We start from the raw sequence: 16,457 nt of genomic DNA, 5'->3' as shown, positions 1-16,457 counted from the left end.
CTCGTCGACCGACTGCGGTCCCATACTACGCGTGCGATCGGCTAGATTCTTACATCGATGATGGATTCTCAAGCGGGATCGAATTGCACGGCTGTACCGGAAATGCTCGACATGGACAGGCCCAACGGCTCCCGCCTGTACGACTACTTCCTCGGCGGCACGAGCTACCTCCCCGTCGACCGGCAGGCGGGGGAGGAGATCGCCCGAGCTGCGCCGCACTGGGCGCTCGGTGCCCGCCTCACGAGGACCTTCGCGCGCCGCGCGGTGCAGACGATGGCGGCCGCCGGGGTCGACCAGTTCCTCGATCTCGGTTCGGGCATCGGCTCGGGCGGTTCCGTCCATCGACTGGCCCGTCTCGTGAACCCCGATGCCCGCGTCGTCTACATCCACCAGGAGCCGATCGCCTACGAGCTCACGCGTGAACTGATCGGCGACGATCCGTCCGCCGCTGTACTCAAACTCGCCATCAGCGACCCGGACGCCGTCCTGAACGATCCGGTCACGCGCGAGCTGATCGATTTCGACCGTCCCGTCGGTGTGCTCGTGGTGGGCGGCTTCGTCTTCGTCCCCGACGAGGCCGGGCCGGCGGACCTGCTGCGCCGCTACCGCGAGGCCCTGGCGCCGGGCAGCTATCTCGGGTTGTCCCAGGTCTCCGACGATTCCGCGCACGACGAGGTCTCCGCCGAGCTGGACTGGGTGCGAAACAGGTACGCGTCGGTGGCGTCCCCGCTGTACGTGCGCCCACGTTCGGAGATCATGTCGTGGTTCGACGGGATGGAGCTCGTCGAACCGGGTCTGGTGCGCCTCGGCCGGTGGCGTCCCGAGTTCCCGCTGACGGAGGCGCAGGCGCACTGCGACTACGGCTACGTGGGGCTCGCCCGGGTCGTCTGATCGCTGCCGGTCACCGCGGGGCGATCGGTAGGGTCGTCACGATCCGGTCCGACGGGGTGGCCGCGCCGCCAGGTCGCTCGATCGAGATGCCGAAGGACTCCGCGCCGTCGATCGATGTGACGGCCGCCGTCGTCGTCGGGCGCACGTCGGCCTGCGTCATCGTGCCGCGGGAGCGGGCGCCGCCGCCCGGGTCCATCAGCCACATCTGGTAGACGGTGCCGTCTCGCGGCGGCGGAACGTCGTTCATCAGGACCACGCCGGCGTTGCGCTCGCGGGAGTAGATGAACGAGATCGTCGCATCGCCGACCCGCGCCTGGGTGGTCCGGGCGTCGGGCGCCGCGAGCACGATCTCCGTCTCCGACGGTGCCCGCCCGTCCTGTCCGGCGAGGACGGAGCGGCCGAGGACCACGCCGGTCGCGACTGCGACCACCACGACCGCGGCCGCAGCGGCCGCCCGGAGCGCGATCCGGGACGCGCTGCGCCGGCGCAGCGGCGTGACGCCCGGATTCTCGACGAGCCGGGCCAGGACCCGTTCGAAGACCTCCGCGGGCGGCTCGACCCCGTGCTGGGCGGCCTGCGCCGCCATGGTCTCGCGCACCGCGTCGACGCGGGCGTCGAACTCCTCGCGCACGTCGGCGGCGGCCGCATCGCGCGCCGCCTCCACGCCGGCCCGTTCGCCGGGGTCGAGGGCGTGCAGCGCGTAGACCTCCGCGTCGTCGAGGAGCGCGTCTTCGCTCCCGGTCCCTCCGGGCGCGTCGGTCATGGCAGCACTCCGAGGGGGTCGAGGCACCGGCGCAGGCGCGCGATGCCGTCGCGGATCCGGCTCTTCACCGTGGCGAGCGGGGCATCCAGCCGCTCCGAGACCTCGCGGTAGGTGTGGCCGCCGTAGTAGGCCATGGTGAGGGCGTCGCGCTGCGGTCCGCTCAAGGTGTCGAGGCAGTCGACGACGGCGCCGGAGTCCTCCCGCCGCTCGCTGGTCTCGGCCACCACGTCGTGCGGGCGCTGGAAACTCGCCTGGGCGAAGCTGTTCTCGCGGTCCCCGCGGGAGCGTTCTGCGCGCACCCGGTCGACTGACCGGCGGTGCGCGATCGTCACGAGCCAGGACTCGGCCGAGCCGCGGGCGGCGTCGAAATCGGCGGCCTTGCGCCACGCCTCGAGGTACACCTCCTGCGCGACCTCCTCGCCGTAACCGCGGTCGCCGATCACCCGCAGCGCCGTGCCGAAGACCAGGCGACCGGTACGCTCGTACAGTTCGCGGAAGGCCCCGAGGTCACCGGCGGCGGTGCGTTCGAGCAGGTCATCGGCCTCGGTTCGCGCACGAGTCATCGGGGTGCCTCCTTCGTCCCGCGGTACGTTACCGGTTCCCGGCGCACGGGACCGGATTCCGCCCCCGACCGCGGGACGGCACACCGTCAGGGGAGCGCACACAGCGGCGCCATCCGCTCGAATCCCCCGATGGCCGGCGTGCTCAGGATCGTGCACACGGTGTGGCCGAGCCGCTCCGCGGCCGTGCAGGCGATCGCGGCGGAGCGGATCATCGGTTCTCCCCTCGAGGAGGTCTGGGGACGAAGAAGGACGTGCGGTCGGCGTACGCGGCCCAGCCGGGGCGGTCGCTCATGAAGCGCTCCAGGAGCCGGGCACCCGTGGCGTGCACCAAGAAGTAGGTCATCAGGACGGGGGAGAGCACGGTCAGCACACCCGGCCAGGCGCTGGCCGCGATGAGCCAGATCCCCCACCAGGTGCACGAGTCGCCGAAGTAGTTGGGGTGCCGGGTCCAGGCCCACAGGCCGCGGTCCATGATCAGCCCGCGGTGCGCCGGATCGGCCTTGAAGGCGCGGAGCTGATGGTCGCCGACGGCCTCGAAGCCGATCCCGGTGAGCACGAGGAGGAGTCCCGCCGCCAGGACGACGGTCCACGGGCCCGTCGTCGGCCCGGCGGTGGCAGAGACCTGCACGGGGAGTGAGACGAACCACTGGGCCGCGCCCTGGACGGCGAAGACCTTGCGGATCACGGTCCCGGTGCCGCCGCCCGCCCGGTCCAGCATGTCGGTGTAGCGCGGGTCCTCGCCCTTGCCCGCGGATTTCACCCACATGTGCCAGGACAGGCGCACACCCCACACCGATACGAGCGCGGCGAGGAGGAGGGCGCGCGTGGAATCGCCGCCCCCCAGTGTCGCCGCGATCCACGCGACGGCCACGATGCCCGCGCCCCAGGCGACGTCGACCACGTTGTACCGGCCGATGCGGTGCCCCACGACGAACGTGATCGCCTGGACCGCGGCGAGGGCCGCGAGCGAGACGACCGTGACCAGTAGGAAGTTGCTCATCGGGTCGCCTCCGGCGCGAGTACGATCTGCTGCACGTCGAGGTAGCCCGACCGGAACCCGGCCTCGCTGTAGGCGAGGTAGAACTCCCACAGCCGCCGGAACTCCGGCGCGTCCGCCGGCGGCGGCAGGCTGTCGGGTTCGGCGAGGAAGCGCTCGCGCCACAGACGCAGCGTCTCCGCGTAGTGCGGGCCGAAGCGGTGCCGGGCGCGGACGCTGAGGCCGGCGGTTCCGGCGGCGGCGACGACGGCCTCGGTGGAGGGCAGCATCCCGCCGGGGAAGACGTACTTCTGGATCCACGTGTACGTGCGCAGTGTGGCGAGCATCCGGTCGTGCGGCATCGTGATCGCCTGCAACGCGATCCGGCCGTGCGGCGCGACGAGCCGGGCCAGCGTCCCGAAGTACTCGTCCCAGTGCGCGGCGCCGACGGCCTCGATCATCTCGACGGAGACGACCGCGTCGTACTCCCCGTCGACGCGGCGGTAGTCGAGCAGGTCCACTTGCACCCGATCGGCGAGTCCGGCCGCGGCTATCCGCTCCACGGCGAGGGCCCGCTGCTCGGTCGACAGCGTCAGTGAGCGGACCGTCGCACCCCGTGCCGCCGCGCGCAGGCAGAGCTCGCCCCAGCCGGTCCCGATCTCCAGCAGGCGCGTGCCGGGACCGACGCCCGCGGCGTCGAGGAGACGGTCGATCTTGACGTGCTGCGCCTCCGTCAGCGCCGCCCAATGCGGTTCGCCCGCGTCCCCGGCGCGGGTCGTGCCGGGCTCGTCGTCGGGGATCTCCACCCGGGAGAACAGCGCGCTCGAGTAGGTGAGGGTGTCGTCGAGGAACTCCGCGAACAGCTCGTTGGAGAGGTCGTAGTGGTGGGAGACGTTGTCCCGCACGTTGTCGGGCGTGCCGATCTCGGTGCGGGGCCGGGCGGTGGCGGCGAGACGCCGCAGCGACTGCAGCCATCGTGGCACCAGCTCGGGCATGCGTTCCGCGAGGGCGGTGAGTGCCGCGACCGGGTCCGGCGAGTCCCACTCGCCGGCCACGTAGGCCTCGCCGAAGCCGATGAGCCGAGACGTTCCGATCCTGCGGTGCACGGCGTCGGGGTGATGGAGGACGATCGCCGGGCCCGCGGGGACGGGATCGCCGGCGGTTGTGAGGGCGACGCCGCTCCGCCCGACGGCGCGCGCGAGCAGGATGCGGGCCGCGCGGCCGAGGACGCGAGCGCGGAGCCCGGTGGGGACGGGGGCGCCGCAGAGGCCGGCGCGGGAGCTGCGGGGTGCGAGTTCGACGGTCACGGGTGCGCTTTCTGTTCGGTGGTGTCGGGACGGGGGACGAGCGGCAGGCCGGAGGCCCACAATCGGATGCCGTGCCGACGGATCCGGACGGCGACGAGGAGCGGCACGAGCGGGGCGCGCAGCTGCGCCAGGAGGATTCGTCCCGGCGTGGGCGTCCGGCGGGTGCCGCGCCACTCGGCCGTGAAGGGTGCCCGCCCCGGTCGTTCGAGCACGATGTCGATGGCGAGACCGTCGTCCGGTTCGGGCATCCGGAGCCGGTACACGCCGTCCACCGGGTGGAACGGAGACACGTAGAACTCCTTGGCGACCGACGCGCCGGCCTGCGCCCCGGGGCCCAGTACGTACGCGTGCCGCCCGCCGTAGGTGTTGTGCACCTCGGCGACGATCGCGCACACGTCCCCGGCGGCGTCGTGGCACCAGAAGACCGTCAGCGGGTCGAAGACGTAGCCCAGGCAGCGCGCGTTGAGGAGCGCGGTGATCGTGCCGCCGGGAACGTCGACGCCGTTGTCGCGCAAGGTCTCCTCGACCCTGCCGCGCAGGGTATCGGCACCGTCGGCGACGGGGGACAGGTGGTCGGCCGCTCGGAAGGAGACCAGCGGGCGCAGCCACCGCGGCACGGTCGGCGGGGCGTCGACGTCGATCAACCAGCTCGCGCTCCGGTGCCGGAAGCCGTGCTCGACCGGCGAGCGCCGTAGGTGCGCGATCTCGGTGTCGTACATCGCGGGCGGGCGGGTCACGGCGCGACCCCGGCCACGCGGCGGGCCGCGCGCAGGCCCGACGCCGCGCCGTCCTCGTGGAAGCCCCAGCCGTGGTAGGCCCCCGCGAACGCCAGCCCCGGTCCGGAGATCTCGTCCAGGCGCCGGGCCGCGGCCACCGACTCCGAGGTGAAGGCGGGATGCTCGTAGGGCAGCTCGGCGAGCACCCGCGCGGGGTCGACGAGGTCCGCGCCCCCGAGCGTCACCAGCGCGGTCTCGCGGCCGCGCGGCAGGCCCATGAGGCGGGTCAGGTCGTAGGTCACCGAGACCGGCCGCCCGTCGCCGGTGGCGAGGTAGTTCCACGAACCGCGGGCGTTCTCGGTGCGCGGCAGTAGCGAGGTGTCCGTGTGCAACAGAGCGGGATTCGGCGTGTACCGGATCGTACTCAGCAGCTCGCGCTCGAGTGCGGTCGGCCGGTCGAGGAGCGCCAGCGCCTGATGGGGGTGAACCGCGACCACGGCACCGTCGAACTCCTCCGCGGCCCCGGCGTCGTCGACGACCCGCACGCCCCGATCCGTCCGGGTGAGAGCGCGGACCCCGGTACCGGTCCGCACGTCGCCGACGCCCGCAGCGACCTTCTCGACGTACCGGGCTGACCCTCCGACGACGGTGCGCCACTGCAGCGACCGGCCGACGGTGAGCATGCCGTGGTTGTCGAGGAACCGGAACAGATGCCGGGCCGGGTAGGCGTCGACCTCGTCGGGCGGGCACGACCACACTGCCGCCACCAGCGGGCGGAGGAAGCCCTCCACGAGGCGCTCACTGAAGTCCTCGCGCAGGACGAACGCGCCGAGCGGCAGGTCCGCGGCGTCGCCGTGGAGGTGGTGGCGGGCGCGACGGTGGAACCGCGGCACCTCCGCGAGCAGCCGCAGGTGGACGGTGTCGATCAGGTGACGCGGCGTGGGGAGGAGGCCGCGGATCCCCTTGCCGCCGGCGAACTCGACGCCGCGCGCGTCGTCGCGGATCGACATGCTCATCTCGGCGTCTCGCGTGGCGACGCCGAGTTCCTCGAACAAGCCGCACAGCACGGGGTAGGTGTGGTCGTTGTGCACGATGAACCCGGAGTCCACCTGCACCGGATCGTCGAACCCGAGGTCGACCGTGTGGGTGTGGGCGTGCCCGCCCAGTCGGATGTCCCGCTCGTACAGCGTGACCAGCGCCGACCGGCTCAGCTCGTGAGCGGCGACGAGCCCACTGACCCCGCTACCGATCACCGCGAAGCGCTTGTTCGCATCGTTCATGCCCGTCATTCGGAGCCGCGGCGCCGCCGGATGGGAACGGGTGCGGAGAGATTTCCCACCGTGTGCGAGCGATGCGTCGCGGTTAGCGTGGAGCCATGGGAATACACGGATCCGCAGTCGTGGACGCTCCCGTCGGCGAGGTCTTCGACTGGTTCTCCCGCCCCGGCGCGTTCGCCCGCCTCCAGGCGCCCTGGCTGCCGATGCGGCTCCGGTCGCAGGCGACGTCGCTCGCCGACGGGGTGACGGTGATCGACCTACCCGGCGGCCTGCAGTGGCGCGCGGCGCACGACCCGTCGGAGTACGTGGCCGGGCGGCGGTTCGTCGACGAGGTCTCCGTGGACGGCGCCCGGTCCCTGCCCGCGGGCCTGTTCCCGTGGCGGCACTTCCACGGCTTCGAGCCCGTCGACGCGACCCGCACCCGGGTGACCGACGACGTGCACACCCCCGTGCCCGAACGCCTGTTGTCCGAGGTCATCGCGTTCCGCTACCGGCGTCTCGCCGGGGACCTCGCCGCGCACCGTCGGGCCTCGGACGCCGGCCTGCGGCCGTCAACGGTCGCCGTGACCGGCGCGTCCGGCCTGGTCGGAACGGACCTGGTCGCTTTCCTCAGCACGGGCGGGCACCGGGTGCTGCGCCTGGTCCGCGGCGAACCGCAGTCCGACGGCGAACGTCGCTGGGACCCTGCCGCGCCGGACCCCGCCGCGCTGGACGGCGTGGACGCCGTTGTCCACCTCGCCGGGGCGAGCATCGCCGGACGGTTCACTCCCGCGCACAAGGAACGGATCACGGAAAGCCGGATCGAGCCGACCCGGCTGCTGGCCCGCGCCGCAGCCCGGGCCGGCGTGCCCGCCTTCGTCAGTGCGTCCGCCGTCGGCTGGTACGGGCGCGACCGGGGCGACGAGATCCTCACCGAGGAGGCGACGGCGCCCGCGGAACCCGACTTCCTCGCCGACGTGGTGCGCCGGTGGGAGGCCGCCGCGCACGACGGGGCCGGCGATGGGACCCGCGTGGTCACGGTCCGCACGGGGATCGTCCAGGCGCCGCAGGGCGGGACGCTCAAGCTGCTGCTGCCGCTGTTCCGCGCGGGCCTCGGCGGTCGGCTCGGCGACGGCCGCCAGTGGCAGCCGTGGGTGAGCATCGACGACCTCATCGACGTCTACCACCGCGCTCTGTGGGACACCGGCATTTCGGGGCCCGTCAACGCCGTCGCGCCCGGCGTCGTCCGCAATGCCGCGTACACGGGCGCTCTCGGCCGGGCCGTGCACCGGCCGACCCTGCTGCCGGTCCCGGCGTTCGGTCCGGCGCTCCTCCTGGGGCGCGAGGGCGCGGACGACCTCGCCTTCGCCTCTCAGCGGGTGCGTCCCGCCGTGCTGGAGGAATGCGGCCACACCTTCCGGTACCCCGCGGTCGACGACGCGTTGGCGCACCTGCTCGGCGGCTGAGCGCGTACCGTCGGGTCGACCGAGCCGACGAGGAGGACCGATGACCACGACCCCCGGAGCGCCGGCCGCGGAGCTCGCCCGCCTGCAGGCGGCTGGCACCGCGACCGAGGCCCTCGCGCTCTACGACGCGCTCCCGGCCGTGCAGGTGGCCGACATCCTCGGTGACTGGCGCGGCGAGGGCCTCGACACCGGCCACCCCATGGACGGGCTGCTCGAGCTGTACGGCTGGCACGGCAAGCGCTTCGCCTCCGTGAACGACGTGCAGCCGCTCGTCTTCGACGGTCCGCGCGGCCCCTACCCGGTCAACCCCGCCGCCATGCCGCTGGGCGCGGCCATGCGGGTCCCGCGGGCACTGCTCACTGCGACGGCGCCGCTGGCCCGCCGCGGACTGCGACTCGTGCGCACCGCGAAACCCCGTGCGCGGCTGCGAATGATGGAGCACCGCGGTGTCGTCACTGCGACGATGAGCTACGACGCGCTGCCCATCAACGACCACTTCCGCCGCGTGGACGACGTGACCCTGCTGGGAGTCATGGACCTGCGCGACGTGCCGCCCTTCTTCTTCGTGCTGCGCCGATGAGCGCGCGATGAGACCCGAAGAACTCGATATCGTCCGACTTCTCATCCCGTTGCCTGAGCACTGCTTGTCCGACGCGCGACGGATTCAGACCTCCCAGAGGTGCACGGGCCTCCCCTCGTGCATGAGCTGGACGTAGTCGGTGAGCATGCCGCGCAGCGCCTGATGCCGGGTCTCGCCCGCCTCCTCGCGCGCGGCCACCGCGGCGCGCTGCCAGCTCGAACCGGTCTGCCGGGTGATGCAGCGGCCCTCGAGGACCTGCATGTACCGCTCCCGCGAACGGGAGCCCACACCGTAGGCCTTCAGCCCCTCGTCCATGAGCGGCAGCAAGCGACGCAGGACCAGCTCGTCGGGCCGGATCCAGCCGACGTTCGGCCAGTACAGGCCGGCGTCGAAGGCGTCGCGCGCGCCGGAATGCAGGTTCTCCGTCGCGGCGTCGAAGCTCATCTGCGTCCAGATCGGGCGGTCGGCCTCCACCAGCGCCCGGACCACGCCGTAGTAGAAGGCGGCGTTCGCCATGGTGTCCACGACCGTGGGGCCCGCGGGCAGCACACGGTTCTCGACGCGCAGGTGGGCATGGCCGTCGACGACGTCGTAGACGGGGCGGTTCCAGCGGTAGACGGTGCCGTTGTGCATCCGCAGCTCGGGCAGCTCGGGGGATTCGCCGCGCGAGACCACCTCGAGCGGGTCGACATCGCTGCACACGGGCAGCAGCGCCGGGAAGTAGCGGGTGTTCTCCTCGAACAGGTCGAAGGTGGAGGTGATCCACCGTTCGCCGAACCACACGCGCGGCCGCACCCCCTGGTTGCGCAGCTCGATCGGGCGGGTGTCGGTGGCCTGCTCGAACAGCGGGATGCGCGTCTCGTGCCACAGCGCCTTGCCGGCGAGGAAGGGCGAGTTCGCGGCGATCGCGACCTGCACGCCGGCGATCGCCTGCGCCGCGTTCCAGTGCGCCGCGAAGTCCTCCGGCGCCACCCGCAGGTGCAGCTGCAGCGAGGTGCACGCCGCCTCGGGCAGGATCGTGTCGGAGGTGATGTCGAGGCGCTCGCCCACGACGGCGCCGGGGAGCGGCGCGCCCTCGATGTCGATCTCGATGTCCTCGCCGCGGGCGGCGAAGACCTGCTCGTTGAGCAGGTCGTAGCGCGGGTTCGCCGAGAACCACTGCTCGCCGAAGTGCTCCTCATCGAGCGTGGGGAGCATGCCGATCATCACCAGGTTGGAGCCCGCCGAGTGGGCGCGATCGTCCGCGCGGTTGAGCGAATCCCGCAGTGAATCCTCGAGATTGAGCGTGTTCTGGTCCACGAAGGGGCGCGGCGCCACGTTGATCTCGATGTTGAACTGGCCCAGCTCGGTCTGGAAGTCGGGGTCGGCGATGGCCGCCAGCGCGTCCGCGTTCGCCATCGCGGGCTCCATCTCGTCGTCGACGAGGTTCAGCTCGACCTCCATGCCGAGCAGCGGCTCGGGCGGCGCACCGTCGTCCATGAACAGACCCTCGGCGAGCATGCGGGCGATGGCGTCCGTTCCGCGCTGGACCTGGCGACGGAACCGCATGCGGTCCTCGCGCGTGAACACCCTGGCATCGACATCGGCACCCATGGTTCGCAGCTTGGCAGAACCGTCGCGGCATGCGGGTGGAATCGGGACATCCCGGAACCGCACTTCGCGATCGCAACAGGCTTCGCTAGAGTGTGGACACCGACAGTGTTCTTCGACACTGCAAACATGCTAGGAGCTCACGTGCGCACTCTTCGTAACACGCTCGCCGTCGGCACGGCCGTCGTCGCCCTCGTCGCCCCGGCGGCCGTCGCCACGGCGGACCCCGCCGGTGCGCCGACGACCCCCATCGACCAGCTGCTGCTCGCCGATGGTGAGTTCCCGGCCGGCTACGAGGTGATGCCCTTCTCGGTCGCCGACCGGCTCGAGATGATCGCGCCGCTCAACCAGTTCCAGAGCAAGGTCAAGGTCACGCCGGCGGAGTGCGCTCCCAAGGTGTCCGCGCTGCAGCAGCACGCCAGCGACCTCCCGATGGTCAGCGCGTTCAGCGACCGCACCACGACCGGACTCGTCGAGGTGCTCTCCGCCAAGCCGGCCGCGGTCAACGCCGCCGCGCTGCAGAACTGCAGCAACGTCAAGGTCGAGCTGCAGCCGTCCGAGCAGGTCCCGGCCAAGGCGCTCATCAACATCAAGATCTCGCAGGTCTCCGTGGCGGGCGTCCCCGCCGGAACCACCGTCATCGCGACGCAGGGCACCGGCACCGTCACCATCAACGGCAAGGACGGCAAGCCCGGCAAGGAGCGCGCCGTCAACGTCAACCAGATCGAGGGCGTCAACCAGGTTCGCGGCTACACCGTCGTGGTGACCGCCTCCGGTTCGCAGGGCGGCCGCCTCGACCGGGCCGGCTTCGCGCAGACCCTGACCAAGGCGGTCGACAAGGTGCGCACCGCGAAGTAGCACGCAGCGAGTTCGACAGTGCGCATGGGGAATATACTATCCTTGACGGCGAATCGTTCGTCGACCACAGGATGCCCCATGCGCACTTTCCGTCGTCCCACCCTCACCGCGGCCGCCCTCGCCGCTGCCGCCGTGCTGGCCGCCCCCGGCGTCGCGTCCGCCGACCCGGGGACGCCCTCCACCCCGGCCGCGCAGCTACTGCTCGTGCAGGGCGAGTTCCCGGCGGGATACCGAGTCGAGAACGTCTCCGCGAGAGAGTTCGGCGACATCAGCGCGACCGTGGGCGACTCCCTCTCCGCCGCCACGGTGACGCCCGCGCAGTGCATGCCCGTGATCTCGCGCGGCGCGGTCCAACGCGCCGCGGGCACGCCCATGGTGGTCGCGCTGAACGAGGCGAAGCGGACCGGCATCTCGGAGCTGCTGACGCGCAACCGGATCGACAACGCGACCGCCATCCCCGCGGGCTGCGAATCGGTGCACATGGAGTTCCCCGTGCGGTCCGGGGCCGCCGAGGGGCGCGCAGTGATGGACGTCCGGAGCAGCGTGGTCAGCCTGCCCGGGGCTCCGTCGGGCGCGAAGACGGTGCTCGCGCGCTCGACCGGCACCGTGACCGTCCAGGGCAAGGCCCACACCATTGACCAGGAGCAGATCATCGGCGCCCAGCAGGTGCGCGGCTACGGCGTGCTGCTCGTCGGTTCGGCCACGGGCGACGGTGGCCCGGTCACCGTCGACCGCACCGGTTTCGCCCAGGCGCTCACGGCCGCCACGAACAAGGTGCGCGCCGCGAAGTAGCGCTGATCGGGGCGGCGGCTACTCGGCGGCCCAGCGGGTCACCCCCGCGACGACGGTGCGCCGGACCTGAGCGGTGAGCAGCGAGTCGGGACCCGCGGCGAACGGGTCGGTGTCGAGCACGACGAAGTCGGCGGCGAGCCCCGTCGCCAGCACGCCGGCCTCGTGCTCCCAGCGGCACGCGTAGGCGGCGTCGCGGGTGGCGTGGCCCAGCGCCTCCGCGAGCGGAAGCGCGTACTGCGGGAGGTTCGGCGGCAGCGTCGGGTCGATCGCCGAGCGGCGCGTCGAGGCGATGAACAGGTTCGGCAGCGGCGGGTGGGGCGCGGTCGGGGCGTCGGAGCCGAACGCGAGCCGGGCGCCGGCCGCAGTGATCTCGGGCCACGGGTATCCGCGTTCGCAGCGGTGATCGCCGAGGTTCGCGCGCCAGGTCGCCTGGATCGCGGGATCGGCGTGCACGGGCTGCATCGAGGCCACCACGCCGAGCGCGGCCAGCCGGGCGATGCTGTCCTCACCGACCACCTCGAGGTGCTCGAGGCGGTGCCGCCGATCGCGCGGGCCGTTCGCGGCGATCGCGCGCTCGACCGCGGTGAGCGCGATGTCGGAGGCGGCGTCGCCGATGGCGTGCATCGCGACCTGCAGTCCGGCCGCGTCGGCCGCCCGAACCACGGGTTCCAGTTCGGCGAGCGGCCAGATCGGACCGGGGTGGGATCCGTCGGCGAAGGGCGCGCGCATGGCCGCCGTACAACTGTCGATCACCCCGTCGACCATGATCTTGATCCCGGTGATGCGGACCGGCCCGTCCTGCAGTCGTGCCGCGTGCGCCGCGGCCACCCGGACCTGCTCCAGGTCGCGGTCCGTGTCGCCGGACGGGACGATGAGCCAGTGCGCGGCGACCCGGATCGCCGGGCCGTCGACCGTCGCCCGCTCGAGGGCCGCGAGGTCCTCGGCGCGCATCGCCATGTCGACGGCACCCGTCACTCCGGTCCGCAGATAGGCGTCGATCGCGGTCCGCAGCGCCGCGTCGCGATCGGCGTCGGTGACCTGCGCGGCGAGGAAGTCGCTCGCGAGGCCCAGTGCCGCCATCTCGAGGAGCAGTCCGGTCGCGGCCCCATCGGCGTCGCGGACGATGGTCCCGCCCACGGGATCGGGCGTGCCGGCGTCGATGCCCAACTCGGCCAGGGCCGCGCTGTTCACCCACATCGAGTGCATGTCGTTCGAGTGGAGGTAGACGGGCCGGTCCGGGACCGCATCGTCGAGCAGGTGTCGATCGGGCGCGCGGCCCGCCAGCGGCTCGAGCAGCCAACCCCCACCGGTCAGCCGCGCCGCGTCCGAGTGCTCGGCGGCGAAGGCCCGCAACCGATCCCGGAGGTCGGTTGCGTCCCGTACGTCCAGCAGGTCCAGGTTGCTCAGGGACGTCCCCATCTCGACGAGGTGGGTGTGCGCATCGATGAACCCGGGGAGCACCAGGGCCCCGCCCAGGTCCACGACCTCGGCACCCGGCGCGAGGGCGAGGGCACCGTCGTCCGTGCCGACGTAGGCCAGGCGGGCCCCGTCGACCAGGAGGGACTGCGCGTGCGGGTTCGCGGGGTCGACGGTGACCACCCGCCCGTTCCGGTAGTGGATCACCGTGTCGCCTCCTTCGCGGTCGCGCGACGGCCCGGCAGGCCGTAGATCAGGTGCGTGAGCAGCAGGTACAGCCCGGCGGCGACGATCATGCCGACGGGTAGCGACAGGTCGATCCCGCCGAGGGCGGTCGCGATCGGGCCGCTGAACTCGACGGTGTGCGAGGCCAACAGGGCGAGACCGGCCGCGGCGAGCACCGATACCGCGCCCGCGACGTTCACCCCGCCGGTGTACCAGAACGCCGATCGGTGCGACTCGTCGCTGAGGGCCATGCCGTCGTAGCGGTTGCGGCGGATCAGGATGTCGGCGACGTACACCGCCATGATCGGGCCGACGAGCACGACCAGCATCGACAGGGCGCTGCTGACCGCGCCGAGGAAGTCGGAGACGAGCAGCGCGTACAGCGTCAGGAGCGCGGCGATGACGCCGGTCGCGGCGACCGCGCGCGCCCGGGTGGTGCGCACGCCGACCGACTGCAGCGCGAGGCCGGCGCTGTAGGAGGTGAGCGCGTTGTTGCAGACGGTGCTGATGATGACCGCGGTGAGGAAGATCGGGATGAGCCACGACGGGAGCAGCGACGTGATCCCCTTCTGCGGGTCCGACATGTCGACCGCGGTCGCGGCGAGCGCGCCGGTGGACACGAGGAGGAAGCCGGGGAGGGCGCTGCCCACTGCGGTGGCGACGGCCACGGACAGGGGATTGGTGTCGGCGGGGAGGTACCGCGCGAAGTCGGAGCTGATCGTGTACGACAGCGGGCTCGCGGCCACCAGCGTGACGCCGCCGAAGATCGCGATCCACAGGTCGAAGCCGCGCAGTGGCGTCGGCTGGGCGAAACCGAGGTCGGCGTGCGCGACGATGAAGCCCGCCGCGACCACGAAGACGACACCCAGGACCAGGGACAGCAGCGGGTAGAGGCGGCTGATCATGCCCTGACCGAAGATCGCGACCGTCACCGTCGCGGTGGCGATCACCGAGATGACCACGAGCTTGACCGGGATGTTCACGGCGAGCCCGAAGTGCTGCAGCAGTGCATATCCCACGGCCGCGGCGGCGGCCCAGTTGATCGCGATGTAGCAGACCGAGACGAACCAGCCGTTGACCGCGATCGCGACGCGGTTGCCGCGCACGCCGTACATGGCTCGGGTGGTGACCTGGCTGGGGGTGCCGGACGCGGGCCCGGGAACCGCGACGATGCCGGTCACGATCGCGAACAGGGTGCCCGCGAGGGCCACCGCGACGGCCTGCCACAGCTCCAGGCCCATGAGGACCAGCGCGGCGCCGACCACGAAGGCCAGGTAGCTGATGTTGGGCGCGCACCACAGCAGGAAGAGGTCGCGGGCACGGCCGTGCCGCTCGGCATCCGGGATGACGTCGATGCCGTGGGTCTCGACCCGGGGCTGGTTGGCGGGCGCGGGCGCGACGGCCGTGTCGTCGGGAAACGGCGGGGTGGATGTCATCGGGCCTCCAGGGATCGGTCGCGTCGTGAGGGCGGTGACGCGGTGTGGCGTGGATCACGCTAGGTGCCCAAAACGATTTGGACAAGATGTCGGGAAAGTGGATTCCGGGGGGCTAGCCTGCGTCCATGAGCAGACGACCCCGGATCGCGGATGTCGCGCGGCGCGCCGGCGTCTCGGTGACCACGGTCTCGCACACCTTCAGCGGGAACGGCGTCGTCGCTGCGGCGACGCGCGAGCGGGTCCAGGCGGCCGCGCACGAGCTCGGCTACCGGCCCGACGTGCTCGCCCAGGGGCTACGGCGCAACCGCTTGACCGTGTTGGCCCTGGTCGCGCGCCCGCTCGACCGGATCTCGCCGGATCAGCTGCACGGCGTCGACTACTTCCTCCGGTTCGCGGGCGCCGCCGCGATCTCCGCGCTCGACGCCGGTTACTGCCTCATGCTCGTCGGTGATCCCGCCCGGGACGACGCCCCCTCGGCCGCGCTCGCCGCCGAGGGGATCCTGCTCACCGAACCGATTCTGGGAGACCCGCTGATCGCCCTGTGCGAACGTATCGGGACGCCGTGCGTCACCGTCGGACTGCCGCCGCGCGAGGACGGGACCTGGGACGACGACGCGCCCGGCCATGTCGGGATCGAGACCGAGCGGATCACCGTCGACGTGCTCGACCACCTCGCCGCCGCCGGCAGCCGGGCGATCGCGTTCCTGGCCGCCGACGAGCAGGACGAGTGGTCGCTGCGGTCCATCGAGGTCTACCGCCGCTGGTGCTCCGATCGGGGCGTGCCCGAGCGGGTGGTGCTGCACGCCGACGCGGTCGGCGCGGAGGCCGGTCGAGACGCCGTGGACCGGTGGTTCCCGCCGGGCGCCGTCCCCGGTGCCGACGGTGTCCCCGACGCCCTGTTCTGCCTCGCCGCCGCGCCGGCGGTCGGTGCGGCGGAGCGGCTGCGCGAGCGCGGCCTGGCGGTTCCCGGCGCCGTGCGGATCGCGGTGGGCTCGGACGCGGAGGAGGCGCGCGCGGCGGAACTCACCGCGGTCGACCTTCAGCCGGAGGAACTCGCCCGGCGAGCGGTCACGACGCTGGTGGCGATGCTGCGCGGCACCGACGTGCCCGTTCTGTCCAGCGGCGTCGGCCGGCTCGTGGTGCGCGGTTCGACGGTGCGCGGTTCGACGGCGCGCTGAGCCGCACCTACAGCCGCAGGATCGGTAGGTGCCGGGCGATCTCGCCGGCCCGGGAGCCGCTCGCCGCCAGGTCGGCGGCCGCGGTGGCCCCGTCGACGGTGACCAGCCCCGTCGCGAGCCGCAGCCAGACCCGCGGGGAGCACTCGACGACGTTCGGTGGTGTGCCGCGCGTGTGCCGCGGGCCTTCGATGCACTGGACGGCGACGAAGGGCGGCACGCGGACCTCCACCGACCCGCCGGGGGCGTCCTGTGCCAGCGTGCGCGCGGTCGATCGGACCGCTGCGGCGATCGAGGCGCGCGGCGGCGCGGGGGCGTCGTCGTCGGAGATCCAGTCGCGCACGGCGAGCACCGCCGCGCGCATCTCCGCGGGGTCGATCGTCTTCGCCATCACACCGTCCTTCCGGAAGAAACCTACTCGCCGATTCGTTCCAGGTACCGAATCGG

Annotated in this window: 17 protein-coding genes; 6 read left to right on the top strand and 11 right to left on the bottom strand. The window is 72.4% G+C overall.

Annotated elements, in window-relative coordinates:
* Window positions 1–57: 57 nt before the first annotated feature.
* Window positions 58–891: an SAM-dependent methyltransferase gene (locus tag HF999_RS19415; RefSeq protein ID WP_312854207.1), complete on the top strand. Its 834-nt coding sequence runs from the start codon at window positions 58–60 to the stop codon at window positions 889–891.
* Between the two features lie 10 nt (window positions 892–901).
* Here HF999_RS19415 and HF999_RS19410 read toward each other — a convergent pair whose 3' ends face one another.
* The 7 genes from HF999_RS19410 to HF999_RS19385 form a co-directional block, all read right to left on the bottom strand.
* A complete protein-coding gene (locus HF999_RS19410; RefSeq protein ID WP_168547458.1) occupies window positions 902–1,654 on the bottom strand; it encodes an anti-sigma factor in 753 nt (250 codons plus the stop codon).
* A complete protein-coding gene (gene sigK / locus HF999_RS19405; protein WP_168547457.1) occupies window positions 1,651–2,217 on the bottom strand; it encodes an ECF RNA polymerase sigma factor SigK in 567 nt (188 codons plus the stop codon). Before sigK ends, HF999_RS19410 begins: the two co-directional genes overlap by 4 nt.
* Before the next feature lie 86 nt (window positions 2,218–2,303).
* Window positions 2,304–2,429, bottom strand: a complete 126-nt coding sequence (locus HF999_RS22880) for a hypothetical protein (protein WP_281347388.1) — start codon at window positions 2,427–2,429, stop codon at window positions 2,304–2,306.
* Window positions 2,426–3,217 (bottom strand): DUF1295 domain-containing protein, encoded by a 792-nt coding sequence (locus HF999_RS19400; protein ID WP_168547456.1) that lies wholly within the window; start codon window positions 3,215–3,217, stop codon window positions 2,426–2,428. Before HF999_RS19400 ends, HF999_RS22880 begins: the two co-directional genes overlap by 4 nt.
* Window positions 3,214–4,500 carry a class I SAM-dependent methyltransferase gene (locus HF999_RS19395; protein ID WP_168547455.1) on the bottom strand — a complete coding sequence of 429 codons (1,287 nt, stop codon included), beginning with the start codon at window positions 4,498–4,500 and terminating at the stop codon, window positions 3,214–3,216. The genes HF999_RS19400 and HF999_RS19395 overlap by 4 nt, the downstream gene beginning before the upstream one ends.
* Window positions 4,497–5,219 (bottom strand): DUF1365 domain-containing protein, encoded by a 723-nt coding sequence (locus HF999_RS19390; RefSeq protein ID WP_168547469.1) that lies wholly within the window; start codon window positions 5,217–5,219, stop codon window positions 4,497–4,499. Before HF999_RS19390 ends, HF999_RS19395 begins: the two co-directional genes overlap by 4 nt.
* Window positions 5,220–5,233: 14 nt before the next feature.
* On the bottom strand, window positions 5,234–6,496 hold the full coding sequence (locus HF999_RS19385; RefSeq protein WP_168547454.1) for an NAD(P)/FAD-dependent oxidoreductase: 1,263 nt from the start codon (window positions 6,494–6,496) through the stop codon (window positions 5,234–5,236).
* A gap of 95 nt (window positions 6,497–6,591) precedes the next feature.
* Here HF999_RS19385 and HF999_RS19380 point away from each other — a divergent pair, with 95 nt between their 5' ends.
* Window positions 6,592–7,938, top strand: coding sequence for a TIGR01777 family oxidoreductase (locus HF999_RS19380; protein WP_168547453.1), 1,347 nt, complete (start codon window positions 6,592–6,594; stop codon window positions 7,936–7,938).
* A 40-nt stretch (window positions 7,939–7,978) separates the two neighbouring features.
* Entirely contained in the window at window positions 7,979–8,518 is a 540-nt protein-coding gene (locus HF999_RS19375; RefSeq protein WP_168547452.1) for a DUF4334 domain-containing protein, read from the top strand.
* Between the two features lie 84 nt (window positions 8,519–8,602).
* On the opposite strand, the gene HF999_RS19370 is transcribed toward HF999_RS19375, so the two are convergent.
* Window positions 8,603–10,111: a glutamate-cysteine ligase family protein gene (locus HF999_RS19370; protein ID WP_168547451.1), complete on the bottom strand. Its 1,509-nt coding sequence runs from the start codon at window positions 10,109–10,111 to the stop codon at window positions 8,603–8,605.
* A gap of 141 nt (window positions 10,112–10,252) precedes the next feature.
* On the opposite strand from HF999_RS19370, the gene HF999_RS19365 reads away from it, so the two are divergent.
* Both HF999_RS19365 and HF999_RS19360 read left to right on the top strand, forming a co-directional pair.
* A complete protein-coding gene (locus HF999_RS19365; RefSeq protein WP_168547450.1) occupies window positions 10,253–10,966 on the top strand; it encodes a hypothetical protein in 714 nt (237 codons plus the stop codon).
* Window positions 10,967–11,044: 78 nt separating this feature from the next.
* Window positions 11,045–11,758, top strand: a complete 714-nt coding sequence (locus HF999_RS19360; RefSeq protein WP_168547449.1) for a hypothetical protein — start codon at window positions 11,045–11,047, stop codon at window positions 11,756–11,758.
* An 18-nt stretch (window positions 11,759–11,776) separates the two neighbouring features.
* On the opposite strand, the gene HF999_RS19355 is transcribed toward HF999_RS19360, so the two are convergent.
* Window positions 11,777–13,381: an amidohydrolase gene (locus HF999_RS19355; protein ID WP_168547448.1), complete on the bottom strand. Its 1,605-nt coding sequence runs from the start codon at window positions 13,379–13,381 to the stop codon at window positions 11,777–11,779.
* Window positions 13,378–14,835 (bottom strand): purine-cytosine permease family protein, encoded by a 1,458-nt coding sequence (locus HF999_RS19350; protein WP_168547447.1) that lies wholly within the window; start codon window positions 14,833–14,835, stop codon window positions 13,378–13,380. The genes HF999_RS19355 and HF999_RS19350 overlap by 4 nt, the downstream gene beginning before the upstream one ends.
* 125 nt (window positions 14,836–14,960) lie before the next feature.
* On the opposite strand from HF999_RS19350, the gene HF999_RS19345 reads away from it, so the two are divergent.
* Window positions 14,961–16,013 carry a LacI family DNA-binding transcriptional regulator gene (locus tag HF999_RS19345; protein WP_168547446.1) on the top strand — a complete coding sequence of 351 codons (1,053 nt, stop codon included), beginning with the start codon at window positions 14,961–14,963 and terminating at the stop codon, window positions 16,011–16,013.
* 7 nt (window positions 16,014–16,020) lie between these two features.
* Here the strand turns inward: HF999_RS19345 and HF999_RS19340 are convergent, their stop codons facing one another.
* Window positions 16,021–16,401, bottom strand: coding sequence for a sterol carrier family protein (locus HF999_RS19340; RefSeq protein WP_168547445.1), 381 nt, complete (start codon window positions 16,399–16,401; stop codon window positions 16,021–16,023).
* Between the last annotated feature and the right edge of the window lie 56 nt (window positions 16,402–16,457).

Source organism: Tsukamurella spumae, assembly GCF_012396015.1.
GTDB classification, from domain to species: domain Bacteria; phylum Actinomycetota; class Actinomycetes; order Mycobacteriales; family Mycobacteriaceae; genus Tsukamurella; species Tsukamurella spumae.
This window is presented reverse-complemented; position numbering and strand designations above follow the sequence as displayed.